The organism is Hymenobacter sp. UYAg731 (genome assembly GCF_054061335.1).
In genome coordinates, this window is sequence record NZ_JBSSEC010000001.1 from 315,489 (window position 1) to 333,261 (window position 17,773).

Here is a 17,773-nt window from a genome sequence, read left to right on the forward strand (position 1 = left end):
GCTTTCTTTGCTCATTATGGACCTAACTGCCCATTATGATGCTATGCGCCAGGCCGCAGTGCGTCAACTGGCCCGAGGTGAAGCGGAACGGGATAGTCTGCTTGACTCGCCGTACGATACGCGGCGGGGCCTCACGCTCCTGGCCCGGCCGCCGGCTGCCATCACGGCGCGTATTGAGGAAATAATGATGGATTTTCGAGGTGCCGAGCCCAACCAGTATTATTACCCGGCCGCTGATATTCACGTCACTATTATGTCGATAATTTCCTGTTACGAGGGCTTTACGCTGGATTTGATTGACCCGGCCGCCTATCAAAACGCTGTGCGGAGCATTCTGGAATCGAACGCCCCGCTCACGATAAGCTACGCGGGCCTGACGGCCTCGCCAGACAGCGTTATCGTGCAGGGTTTCCCGGTGGGCGACGGGCTGGAAACCATGCGCGATGCGATGCGCATCTTTTTCCGCAACTCTGGGCTGCCACAGTCCATCGACCAGCGCTACAGCATTCAAACGGCTCATTCTACGGTGATGCGCTTTCGCAACCCGCTGCAAAACCCAGCGCGGCTGCTGGAGAAGCTGGCAAAGTATCAGGCGTATTTCATCGGTTCATTTGAAGTCAATGCGGCCGAATTGGTTTACAATGACTGGTACCAACGCGCCCGCAATACGGTGTTGCTGGAAAAATTTCCACTGGGAACATCGGCTCATTCCAAATCCTTTTCACCCTCTGCCTAACGCCCCGCCATGCCCACAACTCCCACCCGCTGGAAACTCGTGCTCGGCAGCGCCGCCGATGCGGCCAACGCCGTGCCGATGCCGCCCGACTACGGCCGCATGGACGACGTACTCACCGTCCTCTACGACGGCGATAAGGCCGAGCGCAAGGCCGGCCTTGGCGGCTCCGCGCCCCGCGTGAGCCGCTGGCTGGGCGACATTCGGGAGTATTTCCCGACCGAAGTCGTGGCCATCATGCAGCAGGATGCGATGACGCGCCTGGGCCTGAACCAGTTGCTGCTGGAGCCCGAAATCCTGCGCACGGTGCAGGCCGATGTCCACCTGGTAGGCACGCTGATGTCGCTGAGCCGGGTGATGCCGCAGAAGGCCAAGGCCACCGCCCGCGAAGTCATCACCAAAGTGGTGCGCGAGCTGGAGAAAAAGCTCAGCAACCCGCTGCGCCAGGCCGTGCAGGGCGCTTTGAGCCGGGCCGTGCGCAACCCGCGCCCCCGCTATAATGAAATTGACTGGGGCGCGACCATCAAGGCCAACCTCAAGCACTACCAGGCCGCCCACAAAACCATTATTCCCGAGCGGCTGGTGGGTTTTGGGCGGCGCGGGCAAGCGCTGAAAGAAATCGTGCTCTGCGTGGACCAGAGCGGCTCTATGGCCTCGTCGGTGGTGTACGCGGGCGTATTCGGGGCGGTGCTGGCTTCGCTGAAAGCCGTGAAAACGCACATGGTGGTGTTCGACACGGCCGTGGTGAACCTGAGCGAAAACCTGCACGACCCGGTGGATTTATTGTTCGGCGTGCAGCTGGGCGGCGGCACCGATATCAACCTGGCCCTCACCTACTGCCAGCAGCTCATCACCCGCCCCACCGATACCATCCTCGTCCTCATCACCGACCTCTACGAAGGCGGCAACGAGCAGGAAATGATAAAGCGCGCCGCCGCCCTTAAAGCCGCCGGCGTAAACATCGTGGTGTTGCTGGCCCTGAGCGACGACGGCGCGCCCAGCTTCGACCGCCGCGTGGCCGAGCACCTGGCGGCGCTGGGTATTCCCAGCTTCGCCTGCACGCCGGGGAAATTTCCGGAGCTGATGGCCAGGGCCATTCAGGGGACGAAGCTGGAAGTGCAGTAGGGGAAGATTGGAGGTAAGCAGTCAGTGAGGGGAGGAATCGTGCGGGACGGGCTTGCGCGCTGTGGCGTTGAGGCAGCTGACTTTGCCGGATTTTCCCTCGCAACGAGCGGCGGAAAACTTTCGTTGGCGTCCAAAGTGCAATTTTTTTCCCCGGCACAATTGTTTTTTAAGCGCATGGCTCCGGTGGCCCTGCCGCACGTCAGCATCGGGCAAAGGTGCTCCCTTGCCTTCGGCTTGGCCCTGGCCAGTGGCGTAAATGACCGGCGCGTGCGAGCTAACCGTCATCGGCATCAAAACAATTGTTTTCGGGGCTGATTGGCCTGTTTTTTTATTCCGGCAAGCTTCTATATTTGCTAGGCACCGCTCCCCGGCCAGCCCTTTCGACAGGCCGGGACCCCTGCTCCGGCCGGAGCTTTACCCCGCACAATGCCCACCGCCCAAGCCAGTTCGGCGGCGGGCATGGATACTGGCAGCCCCTTCTTCAAGCAGGGCTTCATGGCAGCGCTTTCCATTTTTTTCAATTCCCACATCTTTCCATCCTATGAAAAAATCCGCACTGTTTTCCTTCTTTGGGCTGCTTCTGTTTGTCGGCGGCCTGCTGCCGCGCACCGGCTTGGCTCAGGGCAGCATTCCGTTCACCATCAACAACACCTCGCCCTTCGCCGATACCGACCTGTACGTGGCCATCGTGGGCATCGACCCCAGCAACAACCACGTTTGGATAAACGCGGCCAACAGCCAGGTGCTGCCCATGAGCACCAGCTACAACACCGTCACCGGCCCCACCATCAACGGCAACACCGGGCCGGGGCAGAACTCGAAGTACGCGGCCTGCTTCACCAAGCTGAGCAACATCCCCAACCACACGTTCACGCTGCCCTACATTGCCGGCTGCCGGGTCTACATCTCGCGCGGGCAGCAGCTGTATTTCTACTTTTTCGGGGCTAATGGGTCGCCCTCGGGCTACACGGCCCCCAACCCGCAGAGCCCGACGGACCCCAACACGGGCATCATCTACGAAACCATTGAGCTGACCAACAACGGCGGCGGCTTCTTCGGCAACACCACCCGCGTCGATGCCTTCGCCTACCCCATGGGCCTGGAGCTGTACGGCAACGGCTATTACAAGAAAACCGGCGAGCTGAAAACCGCCGCCGACATCGTGGCCGCCTACAAGGCCAACGTGCCCACCGAGTTCCAGGGCACAGTGAACAACACGACGGGTGTCATCAGCTTCCCCAGCAAAACCGCCGCCTTCTACGACGGCACCAACGGCACCACGGCCGGCCCCTACGGCAACTACTTCAAGCCCTACCTCGACGCCGTTTGGGCCAAGTACAAGAACGAGGATTTGATTTTCAACGCGGGCAACGCCGGCGTGTTCAAGGGCCGCGTGGGGGCCGATAACCGGCTCGTGGTGGTGGGCCAGTCGGGCGCCTACAACGGCCGCACGGGCATCATTACCCGCGAACCTACTACCCAGGAAGCCTTCGAGGGCAAGGGCGTTCTGGCCACGCGCAACTCCGATGGCGACTGCGACCTCGTGGTGCAGGCCCAGATTACGGCGGCCGTCAACCGCCACGCCATCAGCACGGCGGCCGGCGCGACGGGCCAGCAGAACTTCTACAACGTGGCCGGCTTCTACGGCGCGGCCCCCATGAACTACTACGCCCGCTTCTGGCACCTGCCGGGCATCAGCGTGGATAATTTGTCGTACGGCTTTGCCTATGATGACGTGGCCGACCAGTCGGCCACGCTGCAGACGCCGCAACCGACCAAGGTAGTGGCCACGTTCGGCGGTTTTGCCGGACAGGCCCCGACGGCACAGGCCATCCCGGGTAAGATTGAGGCCGAGAGCTTCTCGGCCCAGTCCGGCACCCTCACCGAAACCACCACCGACACCGGCGGCGGGCTCAATGTGGACTACTTCGAAACCAATGACTACCTCGACTACGCCGTCAACGTGGCCTCGGCTGGCACTTACACCCTGGGCTTCCGGGTGGCCAGCGCCAACGGCGGGGCTACGCTGCAGCTGCGCAACAGCGCCGGCGGCGTGCTCGGCAGCGTCAACGTGGGCAACACCGGCGGCTGGCAGAACTGGCAGACCATTAACGCCACCGTCACGCTCCCCGCCGGCAAACAGACCCTGCGCGTGTTCGCCAGCGCCTCCACCGGCTGCAACCTAAACTGGCTGAACTTTGCTACCGCCACGGCCAGCTTCAGCCGCCAACTAGAGGCTGAAGCCGCCAACGTGAACAACGGCATGGTGGTCGAAGCCTGCACCGACGCGGGCGGCGGCCAGGACATGGGCTACATCGACGCCGGCGACTACCTGGTATGGAACAACGTGAACTTCCCCACCACCGGCACTTATTTGCTTGAATACCGCGTGGCCAGCGGGGCCGGCGGCGGCACCATTTCGGCGGATTTGAACGCCGGCTCCATCCAGCTGGGCAGCACGGCCATCCCCGGCACCGGCGGCTGGCAAACCTGGACCACGGTTTCCAAAACCGTCACCATCAATGCCGGCACCTACAACTTCGGCATCTACGCCCAGACCGGCGGTTACAACCTCAACTGGGTGCGCATCACCAAACAGGGCGTGGCCCGGGCCCTGGCCACCACCAACGCCACCGAAACTGCTCTGGCCCTGTACCCCAACCCGGTAACCGACCGCCTGACACTGGCCGCCGGGCCCGAATTTGCCGGCAGCCAGCTCAGCATTCTGGGCATGGATGGCCGCCTGGTGTGGCGCGGCACCTACCGCGGCGAAACCCTGGACGTGGCCGCCCTGCGCCCCGGCCTCTACACCCTGCTGGCCCAGACGGCCGACGGCCGCAAGGTGCTGAGCCGCTTTAGCAAGGAATAACGCCCTCACCCCCGGCCCCTCTCCCGAGGAGTGGAAAACCACAGTGGCCCGACTGTAAGCAGTCGTCAGGCTCCCCTATCCCCAAGGAGAGGGGCCGGGGGTGAGATTTCGCGAAACCACTTTCATCCATTCTAAAACCCACCCCAACTCCATGAAACGACTTTTAACCCGCCTGCTCCAGGCCGCCGCGCTTGTCCTGACCTGCGCCACCGCCCACGCCCAAACTTACCAGCAGGTATGGGCCGACGAATTCAACGGCACGGCCGTGAATACCGCCAACTGGGCCTTCGAAACCGGCGGTGGCGGCTGGGGCAACAACGAGAAGCAGTACTACCAGGCGTCGAACGCCACCGTGGCCAACGGCGAGCTGGTCATCACGGCCCGCAAGCAGAGCGTAGGCGGCATGCCCTACACCTCGGCCCGCCTGAAAACCCAGGGCCTGAAGCAGTTTGCCTTTGGCCGCATGGAAGCGCGCATTAAAACGCCCCTGGGGCAGGGGCTGTGGCCGGCCTTCTGGATGCTGGGGGCCAACATCGGCAGCGTGGGCTGGCCCTACTGCGGCGAAATCGACATCATGGAGCAAGTGAACGCCGACAGCCGCTGCTACGGCACCGTGCATTGGGACAGCAACGGCCACGCCCAGTACGGCAACAATGTGGCTACCAGCCCCAACGCCTACCACGTATACAGTGTGGAGTGGACGCCCACCTACATCCGCTGGTTCGTGGACGGGGCCAAGTACAACGAAATCAACATCACCAACGGCACGGGCGGCACCGAGGAGTTTCAAAAGCCCTTCTTCCTGCTGCTGAACCTGGCCGTGGCCGGCGACTGGCCCGGCCAGACCGTGGATGAAAGCAAGCTACCCGCCACTATGAACGTGGACTACGTGCGCGTGTACCAGCTCACGAGCGCGCCGGCGGCCTTCTCAGTCACGCTGCAGGCCGAAGCGGCCAACGTGAACAACGGCATGGTGATAGAAGCCTGCTCCGACGCGGGCGGCGGCCAGGACATGGGCTACATCGACGCCGGCGACTACCTGGTGTGGAACAACGTGAACTTCCCCACCACCGGCACCTACAACATTGAGTACCGGGTGGCCAGCGGAGCCGGCGGCGGCACCATCTCGGCAGATTTGAACGCGGGCTCGATTCCCTTCGGCAACACGGCCGTGCCCGGCACCGGCGGCTGGCAAACCTGGACCACGGTGTCGAAATTGGTGAATATTAATGCCGGCACCTACAAATTCGGCGTGTTTGCCCAGACCGGCGGCTACAACCTCAACTGGGTCCGCATCACCAAAACCAGTGCCCGCCCGGCTCTGGCCACCCTCGCCCGCCCGGACGATGCCCAACTCAGCATCTACCCCAACCCCGCCACCGACCAGCTGCACCTGGCCACCGCGCCGGAACTGGCCGGCAGCACCTACCGCCTCCTCAACGCCCTGGGCCAGGCCGTGGGCAGCGGTGCCCTCGGCACTGCACTCGACATAGCCCGGCTCCCGGCCGGCCTCTATCAGCTCGTCGTGACTTCCCCGGATAAGCAGACCCTCCGCCGTCGCTTTATCAAGGAATAATTTGCACCAACAAGCTGCATTGCCAAAGGCTGCCTGGTATCCAGGCAGCCTTTTTGGTCATTGGGCAAGCTGCGTCAAGGGGATTTGGGCGCGTTGGCACCACCCGGCCGGGCAGCCACAGTCGCGGGTACGGCCATCGTGCTTGGCACCTCCGCCGCTATCGTCGCGGGCGCGGCAGCCATCGTTGCCAAGCGTGAAGCAGCGCGAACTTGGGATTTCTATTGCAAAACCACGTTGGCAACGACGCTTCTTCCGCTAATTCCGACCTTTGCGCATGAATACCAGATTCAGCAAAACCGCAACTCATGAAACTGATGCGCTACTGGTTTGAATTCACGAATCCTTCCCAAGCGAATTTCCCGCTTCATTTCGGCGTCACGGCGTGGACCTATGATGATGCATCGGCCATTCTCAGGGAAGCAATACCTACCTGGAATCAACTTCAGCTTACCAAAATTATCACTGACGTTGATATCCGAATCCTCGACCAAAACCATGTCAGGCCCAATATGGGTACTTGCTCCGTAAGAGGTATTTGGTTTCCCACAGGCTGCCAATAATTACTACTTCACCATTTACCCGTTTTCGTTGTTACTCCTCACAACGAACCCAACCCGCTTTCTTTTGTCCGATACCACCCCCACTTTCGCCCCCGTCGACCCCTACGCCATCGAAAAAGAGCTGCGCCAGGTGCAGGCCCTCATGAAGCTGGAGCAGCAGGAAGACCTGGTGCAATTCAAGCTCAAAAACGCTAAGGCCAGCATTGCCGAGCGGCAGCAGCGCGGCCTCACCTGGTACCCCGTCACCATCACGCAGGAAGATATTGGATTCGGCGGCAAGGTGGTGCTGGAGCTGGAACGGCCCGCCGGCCAAGCCGGCCTGCATCTGTTTCAGGTGGGCAAGAATGCCGCGCTGTTTGGCAACGTGCCCGGCCGCTCGGCCACCGACCGGCCCACGCTCAACGGCGTGATTACCAGCGTGCGGCGCAACAAGCTACTGCTCGCTACTACTAAGGAAGACCTGCCTGATTGGGTGACGGAGGGCCATAAAATGGGCATCGACCTGACCTTTGACGAGGTGAGCTACCGCGAGATGGACTACGCGCTGGGCAAGGTGATGGGCGCGTATGGCGACCGCCTCGCTGAGCTGCGCGATATCCTGCTGGGCGCCAAGGAAGCCCGTTTCCGCGAGGAAAAAGCCACCGATTTGTTCTACCCCAGCCCGCTGAACGATTCGCAGCTGGCTGCCGTGCGTCATGTGCTGGCGGCTAAGGACGTGGCCATTATTCACGGTCCGCCCGGCACTGGCAAAACCACCACGCTGGTGCAGGCCATTCTGGAAACTATTCGGCGCGAGCGACGCGTGCTGGTGTGCGCGCCCAGCAACACGGCCGTCGATTTGCTGACCGAAAAGCTGGCCGAGCGCGGCGTAAACGTCATTCGGATGGGCAACCCGTCGCGGGTGTCGGACCTGCTGTTGGAGCATACGCTCGATGCCCAAGTGATGAACCACAAGAGCTACAACCAGATGCGCTCGATGCGCCAGACGGCCGACCAGTACCGCGAAACCGCCAGCAAACACGTCCGCAACTTCGGCTACGAGGAGCAGCAGCAGCGCCGGATGCTGAAGGAAGAAGCGCGCATGCTGTTCCAGCAGGCCGACGACCTGGAGCGCTACATCACCGAAGATTTGCTGGAATCGGTGCAGGTGATAACTTGTACGCTGGTAGGCGCCAGCAACCGCAACATTCGCCACCTGACTTACGAAACGGTGTTTATCGACGAAGCCGCCCAAGCGCTGGAACCGGGCTGCTGGATTCCAATTGCAAAAGGTCAGCGCGTGATTCTGGCCGGCGACCACCACCAGCTGCCGCCCACCGTGAAGAGCGACAAGGCCGGGGCCCTGCGCGAAACCCTGTTCGAGAAGGCCATCAAGCGCCAGCCGGCCACGGCCCGCATGCTCACGGTGCAGTACCGCATGCATGAGCAAATCATGCAGTTCAGCTCTGACCAGTTCTACGACGGCCAGTTGGTGGCCTACGACACCGTGGCCCACGCCGGCCTCGACGCCTACGACCTACGCTTCGCCCCCGACCTGCCCGTGGAATTCCTCGACACCGCCGGCTTCGGCTTCACGGAAATCACCATTCCCGAAAGCCGCTCCACCGCCAACCCCGAAGAGGCGGATTTGCTGTTGAAGCGCCTGGCGCAGCTGCTGGAGCCCTACGACCCCGCCGACCACGAGGAAGACCCGCTCAGCATCGGTGTTATCGCCCCCTACCGCGCCCAAATCAACTATCTGAAGGATGCCATCGAGGAAAACGACGAGCTCAGCGGCTTCATGCTGCACCGCCAGCTCAGCGTGGGTACCGTGGACTCCTTCCAGGGCCAGGAGCGCGACATCATTGCCATCACCCTCACCCGCAGCAACAACCACGGCGAAATCGGCTTCCTGAGCGACATCCGCCGCATGAACGTGGGCATGACACGGGCGCGCAAAAAGCTGCTGCTCGTCGGTGATTCTTCGACGCTCAGCGCCCACCCGTTTTTCAAAGCGCTGATTGAATACGTGGAGCGTGTGGGCGGCTACCGCACGGCTTGGGAGTTGCAGGATTAGCCCCTAATTTGCAGTATCAATACGTGCCCCAACTGCTCATGTACAAACCTTTAGCTCTTGCTTGTTTAGCCGCAATCATTCCTAGCCAGAAGCTGGTGGCGCAGGAAGAGCCGTGGGTAATCAAAGATGTGTTGATTCTGCAAAGCACGAAAGACTATAAAGCGGCGCTGATAAGTGCCCGCCAGGCAGCTGCTCGCCTACATATTCTGCTCGACCTAAAGGGGTACCGCCCCAATGCCCAATCCGGCCTCACCATGAGCAAGACTGTTTGCGCTGATAACGGCTTCGAATACCCGACCTATTTGGCACGGGGGCGTGAAATGGAGGATGCAGCCTATGTTTCGATTGAATATTCCACAGGCTATAATGGCTTCGCCAAAGGCTTTTATCTGGTAGTGGCGGCGGTTGGAGAATCAGGCTCGCCCGTGGTGCGAAATACCAGCACAGCGGCGCATCGCTGGTACAACGATGCATATGCCAAACGCACCCAAGTTTGGTTAGGCTGCATTCATTGAACCAGAAGACAGGTTTAGCACCCCACAATCAGGAATAAAAAAGAGGCGTGGGAATAGGCCCCACGCCTCTTTTTTTATTTAACCAAAGCTCAATTACTTCGGCATGCTAAAGACGCGGAGGCTTGAGCAAAAGTCGTAGAAGCAACAGCGTCCGCCGTGGCGCTACCGCCCGCCGGGCGGGCAGTTCTCCTTCAGAAACTTGGTGTAAGTAGCGGCCAGGTGCTTGCTGGTGCCCTCGCCCTCCGAGATGCCGTGGGTGCGGTTGGGGTAGGCCATCAGCTGGAAGATTTTGCCGTTTTTCACCAGCTCGTTTATCATCTGCTCGGCGTTGTTGTAATGCACGTTATCGTCGCCGGTGCCGTGGATGAGGAGCAGGTTGCCGCGCAGGTTTTTGGCGTGGGCCAAGGGCGAGTTGTCCACGAAAAAGTGCTTGTCTTCGGGCAGCAGGCCCATGTAGCGCTCCTGGTAGATGTTGTCGTAGTTGAGTTGGTTGTCGACGGCGGCGATGGAGATGCCGGTTTTGTAAATCTTCGGGTATTGGAACAGCAGGCTGAGCGTGGAGGAACCGCCCCCGCTCCAACCCCACACCGCCACCCGGCTGGTATCAACCCAGCTGTTTTTGAACACTTCCTTCGCCCCCATCGCCTGGTCGCGGATGTTGAGCGCGCCGATGTTGTGGTAGATGGATTTGCGGAATTCGCGGCCACGCGGGGCCGGCGCACCCCGATTCTCGATGGAGGCGTAGATGTAGCCGTCATCGGCCATACTGCCCTGGTAGAGACGGTTGAAGCCCGTGCCGAAGTTGTCGGTCACCGTTTGGCTGGCCGGCTCGCCGTAGACCATGAACACGATGGGGTATTTTTTGGCGGGGTCGAAGCTGGTGGGCTTCACCAGCCAGCCGTCCAGCGTCACGCCATCGGCGGTTTTCACTTGGAAGAATTCGACCTTGGGCAGCTTGATTTTCTTGGCCTGCTCCGGCACGTCGCCGCCGCTCAGGCGCTGGTGGGCGGGCAGGGCCACCACGTCGGCTACCGGGTAGCTGCCGGCGCTGGCGTAGCGGTGCAGGGCCACCTTGCCGTTGGGCGACACCTCGTAGGTATTGGTCCCGCTGAGGGCGGCGGGGGTCACGCGCTCGGCCTTGCCGCCTTTCAGCGGCACTTTGTAGAGGTAGCGCTGGGTGGCGTTGGTGGGCGAGGCCAGGAAGTAGATGGTGCTGGTGGCCTCCGAAATCCCTTCGAGGCTGATAACGTCGTAATTGCCAGGCGTGAGGAGCTTTTCCTTACCAGCGCGGTCAATCTGGTAGAGATGCCGCCAGCCGTCCTTTTCGCTGGCCCACACGAAGCTTTTGCCATCCTTCAGCCAGTCCCAGCCCACGGGCTCATCTTTGGCCACCACCCAAGCCTTGTCGGTTTCGGTGTAAAAGGGTTTCACCGCGCCCGTCGCGGCGCTGCACAGCATCAGGCGGCTTTCGTTCTGGCGGCGGTTCAGCTGCTGAATAATCAGCTCGTTGCTGCCGGACCATTCCATGCGCGGGATGTAGTGCTGCACGGCATCGCCGGGCACATCCATCCACTTCGTATCGCCGCCGCTGGCGGCCACCACGCCCACGCGGCAGCGGCTGGGGTCTTCGCCCACCACGGGGTATTCCACAGGCACGGTGAACGGATAGAGCGCATCCGTGGTATTCAGCATCAGGTAGTTGCGCGTCTTGTTCGCATCGAGCTGCCAGTATGCCAGATGCTGACCGTCGGGGCTCCAGCGGAAACCGTCGCGGCAGTCCAGCTCTTCCTCGTACACCCAGTCGAAGGTGCCGTTGATAAGCTTGTCGGTGCCGTCGGTGGTGAGCTGGGTGATGGCGTGGTCGGCCAGGTTTTCCACGAACAGGTTGTGGCCGCTCACGTAGGCCACCCGGCGGCCATCGGGCGAGAACTTAGCAAACATCAGCGACGACTCGGGCCGGCCCTTGCCCAACTGCGTGAGCTGCCCGGTGCCGGTATCAAACACCCAGTAGTCACCGCGCGTGTCGTAGCGCCACACCTTCTTCGTATTGGTATTGAGCAGAATAAGGCGGCCGTTATCAGAGAGCGCCACGCGGCGCACCCCCAGCGGGGCCGTCTGGCCTGCCGGCGTGAGCTGCCGCTTACTGAGCAGCGTGCGGACCTGGTCGGGCTGGCGGATGTCGAGCTGCACGACAGAATCGGGGCGCACCTGCAAGTAGCCGTAGCCGTCTTTGGTCCATTGGGTGCTGGGGCTTTGGGCCCAGGCGGTGGCGGCCAGGGCTACCAAGGCCCCGGCCAGGCTTGCCCGGCGGGCAACGTAATGCTTCATCAGGAAATCAGTCAAGGGGAACGTGCTAATAAGATTTTAAAGCTAGGGCCATTTCGAACGAAAAATCCCCGTCAGTACTAACCGACGGGGATTTTTTCACTTGGTTGCCTGCGGCATCTACATGAGCTTGGCGGCAACAGGCCGCCGGGGCCGAACTCACTTCAGGTCAATCACCGACATGGTGTGCGGCGCATCCGACTTGGTGTTGGCGAAGTGCTTCACCGGGTGGTCGAAGTCGGAGATGTAGAGGCGCTTGCCCTTCAGGAGCACCTCGGCGGGCTGGTCGAGCTTGCCGCCGGCACCGTCGGTATCGGGGTTTTGGGCCAGAGTCGTCACCTTATTGCCGTTGCGCAGGTCCACGATTTCAATGGAATTTTCACGCGAGTTGCACACGTACATCTTGTCGGTAGCGCGGTCGATGACGAGTCCGTCCACACAGGGCAGCGGCTTGCCGCTCAGCGCCAGGGTTTCCTGTTTGGCGAGGCTGCCGTCGGGGTTCAGCGTTACTTTATACAGCTTGCCATCGCCAAACGAGCCGGTGTAGATGCTGCCTTTGCTGTCGTAGTCGATGCCGTCGGCGCCGTTGTCGACGCCGGTTTCGTTCACCGTGGTCGAGAACATGGCCAGTACGTGCGGGTCCTTGGTTTTAGGCTTCAGATGCACGGTACCCTGGCTCAATTCGGCCAGCGAAAACTTCATGATGGCGCTGCCCTTGTCGTTGTCGGGCAGGTCCCACTGGCTGTCGGTCACGTACAGCGTGTTGCCTTTCCAGACCACGCCGTTGGCCAGCGCGAAGTTGTCGACCACTGTGGTAATGGCCCCGGGCTTACCGTTTTTCATGGCCACCTTCATCAGGCGCGATTTGAAATCCTTGCTGTTTTCGTACTGGTTTTCGGCGTAGTACAGGTTGCCATCGGGGCCGAAAGCCAGGTCCATGGGCGCGGCTTTTTTGGTGGTGGGCTCTACGGGCAGGTTGGCGACGAAGGGCTTGAGCGTAGTGCCGTCAATCTCCATCAACGAGGCGGGCTGGCTGTTGTCGGCCAGGTTGGGCACCGAGAGGATGAGGTGGCCGTTGGGGGCCAGCGCCAGGCCGTCGGGCGTGTTGTGGGCGTCGTCGAGGGTGAAGAGCAGTTGCGGGCTGCCGATGGTGGGGATGGAGCCGGCGGGCAGCCCCATGGTATCGGCAGTAGTGGTGGTGTTGGCCGTGGAGTCGGCTTGGACCACGGCTTCTTTGTTCACGGCTTCGTCCTGGGTTTTGGGCGGGTTCGACTGGCAGGCCGCCAGTAACGTGCCGCCAAGTAGCAGCGGAAATAGCTTGCGCATATGTTTTGGTGAAGAAAGTGTGAAGGGAAAAAGGCCTTGGCAAAGCCGAATGGGCTGATTCTTAACGGCTGCCCGGGCGGTGGGTTGCGCGGCCGGCCTGCCTCCACATGGGCTAACCGCCACCGTGGCCGGCCGTTTCCACTGGGCTTGCGTACCTATCTTGCCGAAAATTCTTTTTTACCACCCTCCAACTACCGTGGCCGCCCCAACCGGCCCGGCTTCCCTGCTCATGGCTCCAATCAGCGATAAACAAGTCGTCACCATCACTTACGACCTCAGCGTGACCGACGAAAACCAGGAAAAAGTATTGGTTGAATCAGCCGAAGCCGATGCACCCATGGTCTTCCTGTTTGGCCACAGTGGCCTGCCCGAAGAGTTTGAAGCCCAACTCGATGGCAAAAACCCCGGCGATTCATTCCAGTTCAGCCTCACCCCCGAGCAGGCCTACGGCGAGTACGACGAGCAGGCACTGGTTGAAATCCCCAAAGAAGTTTTCCTCATCGATGGCAAGCTGGACGACGAGATGCTCCAGCCCGGCAACTTCCTGCCCATGGCCGACAACGAAGGCAACCACATGCAGGCCAAAGTAATAAGCATCGGCGACTCGGTCGTAAAGATGGACTTCAACCACCCGCTGGCCGGCATGGTGATGCACTTCACCGGCAAGGTGCAGGACGTGCGCGAAGCCACCGCCGATGAGCTGGCCCACGGCCACGCCCACGGCGAGGGCGGCCACCAGCACTAGCGGCTGGAGCGGCGGCTGGTAAGCAGCCCAATCAAGCCCGCCATGCCGAACGGAACCGAAACAGCTCTACGGCAATAGTAATTTATTTACTACAGCGGCGAAGGTGTTTCGGCTCCGCTCGGCATGGCGGGCTTTTTTAGACTTGTTTGCCTCCAAGCAACTCCGCCACGTACTGCCGCAGCTCTGGGAAAAATCCCCGGAAATCGGCCTCATATTCTTTGTAATTAGCCACCAGCTCCGTGGCAGCGGTTTCCATGCCCGAGCCGGCCGATGCGCGGCGGCTGAGGCCACCGAGGGCGCGGCCAATGCCGTCGGTTTCGGCGTAGCCCAGCAGCCAGTTGTGCTGCGTCATATAAAACAGCATCTGCTGCACGCGGGGCGGCATTTCGGCGGCGCGGGCTTGCAGCAAAGCGTACACGCGGCGGGCGAAATCAGGCAGTTTTTCCGGGGAGAATTCCGCGAAGTTTCGGGCCAGAAAATGGTCCAGAAACATGTCCGAAATCACACCGGCGTACTTGCCGTAGCCGGCGGCGCGCAGGCGCTGGGTGCTGCGGCGCACCACCGGGTGCTGGTCGGTAAAGGTGTCGATGGCGCGGTGCAGCCGGATGCCGGTCTGCACGGCGGGCGGGTAGTTTTCGAGCTGCTTGCCGGGCACCGAATCGGCGATGAAGTTGCCGAGCAGCAGGTCGGCATACGCGGCCGAACGGGGGTTGCCAGAGAGGAAAAGGTGGGCCAGAAAATTCATGATGGCGGGTAAGATACGGGCCGGCGGAGGCAATTATTCAACCCCGGCCGGCTGGCTGCCGTAAGCCCTTATGCCGCCGGCTTGTTTTAAGTAGCGGCCGGTTCTTTCACCCCCCAACTCTCTTCCCCATGTCCGATAAGTCGCCCGTAACCCACGACCTGACCCAACTGTTCGATAAAATCAAGGAAGTCCGCATGGCCATGCTCACCACCACCGACGAGCACGGCAGCCTGCACTCCCGCCCCATGGCCACCATCAAGCCCGGCGAAGACCAAGCCCTGTATTTCCTCACCGATGTGAATTCGGCCAAAGTATACGAGGTAAAAAAAGACAGCCAGGTGAACCTGAGCTATTCGAGCCCCGAAAGCAACGTCTACGCCTCCGTGTCGGGCCGGGCCAATTCCAACCGCGACGAAGCCAAAATTGCCGAGCTTTGGAGCGAGCCCATGCGCGCTTGGTTCCCCAAAGGCAAAGAAGACCCCAACATCACCGTCCTGAAAGTGACGGTAGACAAGGCCGAGTACTGGGATTCGCCCAGCAGCCTCCTTTCGCGGGCCTACGGCTACGTGCGGGCGGTAGTGACCGGCGAAGGCAGCAAAGACGACGACGTGAACCAGCACGCTCAGGTGCAGCCCAAGTAGGTTTTGAAACCGTGATTATGAAAGGCCGGAAGCAATTCCGGCCTTTTTTTGTTGCTTGAAATCCGCTGGACGGCGGCTTACCCGTTTTTCGCACGAATGCACCTTACCACCCTCACAGTTTTCACCCTCAAAACCGGTCACCGGCGCTGGGCACTGGCCCAGATGGGCACCGCCCCGCCCCGGTTAAAACGGGTGCCGGGCCTTCGGTTTTTCAAGTTGCTGGGCAGCGGGGCCGCCAACGGCTTCGGCCTGTGGCCCAATTTCGACCGCTACGGCTTCATGGCCGTGTGGGATGATGTAGCCCGGGCGGAGGCCTTCTTCAGCCGGCACCCGCTGTGGGCGGCCTACGAGCAGCGCAGCGCCGAGCAGTGGACCGTGCGCCTCGCCCCCATCAAAGCCCAGGGCCTGTGGGATGGTCAAAACCCTTTTGACTACCACGCCAGCGCCGTTTCAGCCCCGCCCAATACGCCCGTAGCCGTGCTCACCCGGGCCAGCATCCGCTGGCGCAAAGCCCCGCGCTTCTGGAAATTTGTGGAGCCCACCAGCGCGGCACTGGCCCACGCGGCGGGCGTGCGGGCCGCCATCGGGCTGGGCGAGCTGCCGATAATTCGCCAAGCTACCTTTAGCGTGTGGGAATCGGCCCAGGCCATGCAGGAGTACGCCTACAAAGACGTCACGCACCGCGAGGTCATCAAGCTCACGCGCCGCGAAAATTGGTACGGCGAGGAGTTGTTCGCCCGCTTCCAGGTACTGGGCAGCGCGGGCACCATTGATGGCCGGGAGCCCCTGGCCGGGCTTATGGCCCGGCAGGGCTAATCGCGCAGGTTGTAGCGGTGCAGCCAGGCGCGGCCGTTGGCCGTGAGCTCGGGGTGCGGGTCGGACTCTACCTGCACCCCGGCCGGGTGCGACGTGGGCCGCTCGCCGGGGCCGGTATACCACACCACATTGCCGGGCGTGGCCCCGGGGGAGGTGATAACCCGATTGCGGCCGTCGCCGTCGTACAGGTTCACGGCGATGCCCTCCGGCAACGCGCCGCGCAGCTCAAACAGGTCGTCGCCGCCCAGGCCGTACAGGTCGAGCTCAGGAGTAATTTTTCGGTTGAAGGTGCGGTCTGTCACGAGGCTGTCGGGCCGGCCGGGGCGCTGGGCCAGCAGCTGCACGCGCAGGCTGCCACCGGCCTCGCTCAGGATAAATCGCTCGGCCTGGTCGGTGCCAATGAGCCAGGCCTGCTTGTTCAGCAGGGCGTAATACTGCTGGGCCACGGCCGGCAATTGCGCGCGCCGGGCGCGTAGCATAGGCACGAATTTCGCCGCCAGGCGGGCCTGCGTTTCGGCGGGGCCGGAGTTGAAGGCCCGGGCCAGCACGGCATCGCTCAGGCTGGCCCGGACGGAATCGGCCACCTCCCGGAAATCATTTGCGCTCAGGCTGGTGAGCAGCGTGCGGTCGAGGGCGCGGGCCGTGGAGGTGAGGCCATCCACGTTTTCCAAGCGAATGGTGGCCCGAAAGGTCTGGTACTTGGGTGCAAACCACGACACCAGCCGCGTCACCAGCCCGTCATCAAACAGGAAAAAGGCCTGGTCGCGGTCGCGCGGCACGGGCCGAAACGCCACCCGGCCGGCCTGCGGAAACATGGCCCAGCGCCACTGGTCTTCGCGGCGGCTCCAGTCGCCCACCAGCACGTCGAGCAGGCGGGCGCGCAGAAAGGCGCGGGCGGGCACGTGGGCACTGGGCCAGCGGCGCAGCGCGGCCAGCATGTGGCGCGAGTTCACCACCTGGGGCGCGTGGCCGAAGCTGGCCACCGGGCGCTGGTCGCCATCGGGCCGCTCCTCAAACAGGTACAGCGCGTTGGCGTAAGCGGCGCTGAACTTGCCCAGGCCAGGGTCAGGCCCCACGAATACCAGCCGGGGGTTGGCGTGCAGCACCCCGGCCGCCTCGGCCAAGAAGGCGGCCGGATACGCCCCGAAAGGCTGGGTGGCGCTGGTCTGGTCCTTCAGCAGGCCGCGCAGCAGGTTTCTTTTCCAGCCGGGGCTAAGCGCGGCGCTCATGTCCTTGTCTACGGAGCGCAGCACGTATTCGCGGCCGTTGGGCGCGTGCAGGCGCAGGGTGTGGCTCTGGTAGCTGCCGCCCGCCTGCATGGGCACCAGGCCGCCGGGCACGGCGGTGGCCAGCCGCAGCACCGGCACCGTCACCGGCGTGGCCCACACACTGCGGTAGTGGGTGCCAAAAAAGAACTTCCAGGCGGCGCTACGGGCATATTGTGGCCCGGCTGCCAGTTGCACCGTGGCCGAGTCCGCGCTCCATCGCGGACCTGCCACGCCCGCCGCCCGATGCTCGCCGCAGCCGCCTAAAACGACGGCCACCGCGCCAATGCACCCGCCCCGCACCCACGTTCCCCATCCAGCAGCCAGGCCCGGCATAAGCAGTAATTTTCCAAAACGCGGAGAGCTCATCGGGATAAAGGCAGGTATTTTACGGTAGAACAGGGCGCCAAATGCACGGCCAGGGCCATCCACCGCCCACCTTTACGGGGAAGCTGCGTTAAAGGCTCATTCGCGCT

The 17,773-nt window shown here is 62.1% G+C and carries 13 protein-coding genes; 9 read left to right on the plus strand and 4 right to left on the minus strand.

All coding sequences use genetic code 11. The features are described from left to right. Window positions 1–16 precede the first annotated feature (16 nt). The 6 genes from ACVWYF_RS01300 to ACVWYF_RS01325 all read left to right on the plus strand — a co-directional run bounded on the left by ACVWYF_RS01300 (window position 17) and on the right by ACVWYF_RS01325 (window position 9,434). Window positions 17–736, plus strand: a complete 720-nt coding sequence (locus ACVWYF_RS01300) for a 2'-5' RNA ligase family protein (protein WP_457063827.1) — start codon at window positions 17–19, stop codon at window positions 734–736. Between the two features lie 9 nt (window positions 737–745). After that, entirely contained in the window at window positions 746–1,858 is a 1,113-nt protein-coding gene (locus ACVWYF_RS01305; RefSeq protein ID WP_457063828.1) for a VWA domain-containing protein, read from the plus strand. Between the two features lie 541 nt (window positions 1,859–2,399). Continuing rightward, window positions 2,400–4,727: a beta-1,3-glucanase family protein gene (locus ACVWYF_RS01310; RefSeq protein ID WP_457063830.1), complete on the plus strand. Its 2,328-nt coding sequence runs from the start codon at window positions 2,400–2,402 to the stop codon at window positions 4,725–4,727. 151 nt (window positions 4,728–4,878) lie between these two features. Then, window positions 4,879–6,303, plus strand: coding sequence for a carbohydrate-binding protein (locus ACVWYF_RS01315; protein WP_457063832.1), 1,425 nt, complete (start codon window positions 4,879–4,881; stop codon window positions 6,301–6,303). Between the two features lie 624 nt (window positions 6,304–6,927). After that, window positions 6,928–8,919: an AAA domain-containing protein gene (locus ACVWYF_RS01320; protein WP_457063834.1), complete on the plus strand. Its 1,992-nt coding sequence runs from the start codon at window positions 6,928–6,930 to the stop codon at window positions 8,917–8,919. A 38-nt stretch (window positions 8,920–8,957) separates the two neighbouring features. Then, on the plus strand, window positions 8,958–9,434 hold the full coding sequence (locus ACVWYF_RS01325; protein ID WP_457063836.1) for a hypothetical protein: 477 nt from the start codon (window positions 8,958–8,960) through the stop codon (window positions 9,432–9,434). A gap of 162 nt (window positions 9,435–9,596) precedes the next feature. Here the strand turns inward: ACVWYF_RS01325 and ACVWYF_RS01330 are convergent, their stop codons facing one another. Then, window positions 9,597–11,762: a S9 family peptidase gene (locus ACVWYF_RS01330; protein ID WP_457063838.1), complete on the minus strand. Its 2,166-nt coding sequence runs from the start codon at window positions 11,760–11,762 to the stop codon at window positions 9,597–9,599. Between the two features lie 156 nt (window positions 11,763–11,918). Next, a complete protein-coding gene (locus ACVWYF_RS01335) occupies window positions 11,919–13,085 on the minus strand; it encodes an SMP-30/gluconolactonase/LRE family protein (RefSeq protein WP_457063840.1) in 1,167 nt (388 codons plus the stop codon). Between the two features lie 196 nt (window positions 13,086–13,281). On the opposite strand from ACVWYF_RS01335, the gene ACVWYF_RS01340 reads away from it, so the two are divergent. Further along, the gene (locus tag ACVWYF_RS01340; RefSeq protein ID WP_457063842.1) at window positions 13,282–13,830 is read left to right on the plus strand and encodes an FKBP-type peptidyl-prolyl cis-trans isomerase; all 549 of its coding nucleotides are present in this window, start codon (window positions 13,282–13,284) and stop codon (window positions 13,828–13,830) included. Between the two features lie 136 nt (window positions 13,831–13,966). On the opposite strand, the gene ACVWYF_RS01345 is transcribed toward ACVWYF_RS01340, so the two are convergent. Next, window positions 13,967–14,575 (minus strand): acyl carrier protein phosphodiesterase, encoded by a 609-nt coding sequence (locus ACVWYF_RS01345; RefSeq protein WP_457063844.1) that lies wholly within the window; start codon window positions 14,573–14,575, stop codon window positions 13,967–13,969. Between the two features lie 128 nt (window positions 14,576–14,703). Between ACVWYF_RS01345 and ACVWYF_RS01350 the strand changes: the two genes are divergently transcribed. Together ACVWYF_RS01350 and ACVWYF_RS01355 are read left to right on the plus strand one after the other, a co-directional pair. Further along, window positions 14,704–15,216, plus strand: coding sequence for a pyridoxamine 5'-phosphate oxidase family protein (locus ACVWYF_RS01350; RefSeq protein WP_457063845.1), 513 nt, complete (start codon window positions 14,704–14,706; stop codon window positions 15,214–15,216). Between the two features lie 96 nt (window positions 15,217–15,312). Next, the gene (locus ACVWYF_RS01355) at window positions 15,313–16,032 is read left to right on the plus strand and encodes a spheroidene monooxygenase (RefSeq protein ID WP_457063847.1); all 720 of its coding nucleotides are present in this window, start codon (window positions 15,313–15,315) and stop codon (window positions 16,030–16,032) included. On the opposite strand, the gene ACVWYF_RS01360 is transcribed toward ACVWYF_RS01355, so the two are convergent. Beyond that, the gene (locus ACVWYF_RS01360; protein WP_457063848.1) at window positions 16,029–17,666 is read right to left on the minus strand and encodes a hypothetical protein; all 1,638 of its coding nucleotides are present in this window, start codon (window positions 17,664–17,666) and stop codon (window positions 16,029–16,031) included. The two genes, ACVWYF_RS01355 and ACVWYF_RS01360, sit on opposite strands and share 4 nt — an antisense overlap. Between the last annotated feature and the right edge of the window lie 107 nt (window positions 17,667–17,773).